Annotated in this window: 6 protein-coding genes; 3 read left to right on the top strand and 3 right to left on the bottom strand. The window is 47.4% G+C overall.

The features are described 5' to 3' along the window. From QF669_05980 to QF669_05970, 3 genes are all read right to left on the bottom strand, one after another. Window positions 1-191: FAD-binding protein (locus QF669_05980; GenBank protein ID MDP6456982.1), on the bottom strand; the 191-nt coding region annotated here is incomplete at its 3' end. 50 nt (window positions 192-241) lie between these two features. Beyond that, the gene (arsB, locus tag QF669_05975) at window positions 242-1,345 is read right to left on the bottom strand and encodes an ACR3 family arsenite efflux transporter (GenBank protein ID MDP6456981.1); all 1,104 of its coding nucleotides are present in this window, start codon (window positions 1,343-1,345) and stop codon (window positions 242-244) included. A gap of 70 nt (window positions 1,346-1,415) precedes the next feature. Next, window positions 1,416-2,012, bottom strand: a complete 597-nt coding sequence (locus QF669_05970; protein ID MDP6456980.1) for a molybdenum cofactor guanylyltransferase — start codon at window positions 2,010-2,012, stop codon at window positions 1,416-1,418. A gap of 81 nt (window positions 2,013-2,093) precedes the next feature. On the opposite strand from QF669_05970, the gene QF669_05965 reads away from it, so the two are divergent. The 3 genes from QF669_05965 to QF669_05955 are packed head-to-tail and all read left to right on the top strand — an operon-like array spanning window position 2,094 to window position 3,239. After that, window positions 2,094-2,441: a metalloregulator ArsR/SmtB family transcription factor gene (locus QF669_05965; protein ID MDP6456979.1), complete on the top strand. Its 348-nt coding sequence runs from the start codon at window positions 2,094-2,096 to the stop codon at window positions 2,439-2,441. Between the two features lie 3 nt (window positions 2,442-2,444). Continuing rightward, window positions 2,445-2,681 carry a sulfurtransferase TusA family protein gene (locus tag QF669_05960; protein MDP6456978.1) on the top strand — a complete coding sequence of 79 codons (237 nt, stop codon included), beginning with the start codon at window positions 2,445-2,447 and terminating at the stop codon, window positions 2,679-2,681. Window positions 2,682-2,717: 36 nt separating this feature from the next. Continuing rightward, a complete protein-coding gene (locus QF669_05955) occupies window positions 2,718-3,239 on the top strand; it encodes a DsrE/DsrF/DrsH-like family protein (GenBank protein MDP6456977.1) in 522 nt (173 codons plus the stop codon). The last annotated feature ends 54 nt before the right edge of the window (window positions 3,240-3,293 follow it).

Here is a 3,293-nt window from a genome sequence, read left to right as displayed (position 1 = left end):
CCGTAGAGCCCCATTTTCGGAAACCAGAGATATTTTCGAAGATTCCAGTTACGTTTAGGGAAATCCTTGGGTCGATAGCGCTTACCCTGTTCAATAACTGCCACCTGATAACCCTTTTCAGCCAATCTTAAGGCTGATACGGAACCACCGAATCCGGAGCCGATTATTACGTAGTCGTACTTTCTGTTCATTCGAGAGAATCTACCGACAATTACTGGTTCAACTTAGATCTATCAGCAGTTTACCTATCTTTACATTGAGGTAAATCGAGATGGCACTCTTGATGATAGAAACAAGTGTTCTTGCAGATTGAAACTAGCATGAGCATCATCGGCACTTCTATCAGAACACCGACTACTGTTGCTAAAGCTGCGCCTGAAGATAATCCAAAAAGCATTGTTGCTGTTGCAATTGCAACCTCAAAATGATTCGAGGCGCCTATCATTGCGGAGGGAGCGGCATCGTGGTAAGAAAGCTTTAAAAGTTTTGCCAGGACAAAATACCCTAGTGCAAAAATGAGTACTGTCTGAATAAGAAGGGGTATGGCAATCCATATTATCGTCAAAGGATGCTCTAAAATTATTTCTCCTTTAAAGGAAAACAGGAGCACCAAAGTAGCAAGAAGTGCAGTGATGCTGACGGGGGTAAGCCAATGCAGGAATCTCTTTTGAAACCATTCATCTCCTCTGAATTTGACAATCCACTTGCGAGATAAATATCCAGCAATCAGTGGCAAAGCCACATAAATCACGACTGAAAGCAGTATCGTTTGCCACGGTATAGGCATGGCATTTACACCCAGCAGGAAGCCTCCCAGAGGTGCATAGAGAACGAGCATCGTGAGAGAGTTTAAGGCAACCATTACTAAGGTGAGTCCGTCGTTTCCTTTTGCCAGATAACTCCACATTAACACCATCGCGGTGCAGGGTGCAATTCCCAGTAGAATCGCTCCCGAGATATAACTTCGCCATAACTCAACTTCCTGGCCGGTCTTGAGTATCTCTGTGCCGGGCAGGAATCCTTTGAACAGGTGTCCCAAAAAGAAGGAGGCAATCAGGAACATAGTGAACGGTTTGATCGCCCAGTTAATGAACAGCGTCAGTACGACCGGTTTGGGCGTTTTTGCCGCTCTCACTATTTCCCCAAAATCGATCTTCACCATGATTGGATACATCATGAAGAACAGACAGATAGCGATGGGAATGGACACTTCATAGATCGAAAGCGAATCCAGTTTGATCGCAACTCCAGGCGCTGCCTTTCCCAGCACAATACCGCCGCCAATACAGAGCAAAACCCAGACTGTCAGGTATCTCTCAAAGATGGACAGTTTCTTCTTAGCCATTATGGTTGTCTTCCTCTTGTTGATGTGGTCACTCTAGAACAGCCTGTCTGATACGAGCTCGCATTGATCGTTAACCGCCGGGTTGCATCTTCTCAGCCAGCGCTTGAGCGGTATCGAGATCTTCCACCGTATTCATATTGAAGAATCTGTAGTCTTTCTTTCCCAAACTGACCTTCACTGAATTTACCGTTTCTGTCAGTCGAAATAAACCGAGGATCCCGTCAGCAACTGCTTCAGCGACAGTCTGCCGAAGCCGGCGGTGATACAGGGCACAGGTCACCTGCACGCGATTGTTAGCTTGAGGCACAACTATGTCTGCATCTTCGCTTCTTCTGTTCCACAACGTCTGAAAAACGTCAGCGGTCATCAGCGGCAGATCGCAGGAGAGGAGGAGGTTCCAGTCGTGCTGCGTCTGCTTCAAGGCGGTGTAGAGGCCGATGATGGGCGCCTGGATTTCCAGTTCATCTTGGATGAACGGTTTGTCCAGATCCGCCGGCTGTTCCTTGCCAGTCACATAGCGCGATTCGAACGCGGCACAGGCTTGCCACAGGCGATTCAGAACCATTTCTCCACTGATTTCAGCCCGCCACTTGGGCGAACCGAACCGCTCGCTCTTGCCGCCAATGAGGATAAATACTGAAGCGGGGATGGCGTTTTCACTATTCATGACCTGAAAGGTAGAAATACGTTGACTTTATATATAGAAATCCTTATATATAATACTTCTAATCAAGCGTAGAGGTGAACAATGAGTGATAATCTTTCGATTCAATTCCTTAAGTCTGCATCCACCGTGCTAAAGGTTCTCGGTCATCCCGCCCGGCTCAAGCTGATAGAGTTTCTCGAAACGGGCGAGAAATCTGTAGGAGAAATCCAGCGCCATCTGGATCTGTCTCAGCCGGTGACGTCTCAGCATCTGCGGCATATGTATTCCAGAGGTATCCTCAAGTTTCGGCGTGACGGCACCACTTACTACTATTCCATCGCCAATGAATTTATCCATAAGATTCTTAATTGCATATCAGAGTGTCAAGTGAAAATCGAGACCGGTGAATGGGAACTCGATCTCTTTGATTCTGCAACAATGGAGGGCTAAATCATGACTGAATTTCATGAGGATCAGGAACTCGACTGCAAGGGGATGAACTGCCCCCTGCCGATCCTCAAGACAAAAAAGACTATGGATGGCATGAATAGCGGCGAAATCCTGAAGATGGTAGCTACTGACCCGGGATCGATCAATGACGTGAACGCATTTACCAAGCGCACGGGGCACGAACTCATTGAGTCCATTGCTGAAGATGGCGATTACACTTTCTTTATTCGAAAATCATAAGATTCCTGAAATCTGATTACCAATTAGGAGGTAACCATGAGTGAGACGAATGGACAACCAAAAAGGATGGCACTGATTGCATCCAAGGGGACGCTGGACTGGGCATATCCGCCTTTTATCCTCGCTTCCACTGCGGCGGCTATGGAGATGGAGGTAGGGATATTCTTTACCTTTTACGGCCTGACGCTTCTGAAGAAGAATATCGAGGCAAAAGTAGCGCCACACACAAATCCGGCCATGCCCATGAAGATGCCGTTTGGGCCGAAAGGGTTTCAGGATTTCGAATGGCCCATGCCGAACCTGCTGATGGGCAATATGCCGGGATTTGAGACTGTAGCCACGTCATTGATGAAGAAGACCTTTAAGAACAAAGGTGTGGCGACTATCGAGGAGTTGCGTGACACCTGTCTTGAGGCGGATGTGAAGATGATTGGCTGCCAGATGACCATGGACGTGTTCGGTTTCACCAGGGATGACTTTATTGAAGGTATCGATGTTGGCGGGGCGGCTACGTTCTTAGATTTTGCTGCCGACGCTGATATCCAGCTCTTTATCTAAAACAGGGGAGAACATTTGAAAGCACGCCTACTGGATATGGGACAGGTTTCTGTC

It is taken from the genome of Candidatus Neomarinimicrobiota bacterium (genome assembly GCA_030743815.1).
GTDB lineage: Bacteria > Fidelibacterota > Marinisomatia > Marinisomatales > S15-B10 > UBA2146.
This window is presented reverse-complemented; position numbering and strand designations above follow the sequence as displayed.

What these genes read in the sequence shown, in the direction of transcription:
- arsB (MDP6456981.1), bottom strand. Translation starts at nt 1,345, where the DNA reads ATGGCTAAGAAGAAACTGTCCATCTTTGAGAGATACCTGACAGTCTGG.
- QF669_05970 (MDP6456980.1), bottom strand. Translation starts at nt 2,012, where the DNA reads ATGAATAGTGAAAACGCCATCCCCGCTTCAGTATTTATCCTCATTGGC.
- QF669_05965 (MDP6456979.1), top strand. Translation starts at nt 2,094, where the DNA reads ATGAGTGATAATCTTTCGATTCAATTCCTTAAGTCTGCATCCACCGTG.
- QF669_05960 (MDP6456978.1), top strand. Translation starts at nt 2,445, where the DNA reads ATGACTGAATTTCATGAGGATCAGGAACTCGACTGCAAGGGGATGAAC.
- QF669_05955 (MDP6456977.1), top strand. Translation starts at nt 2,718, where the DNA reads ATGAGTGAGACGAATGGACAACCAAAAAGGATGGCACTGATTGCATCC.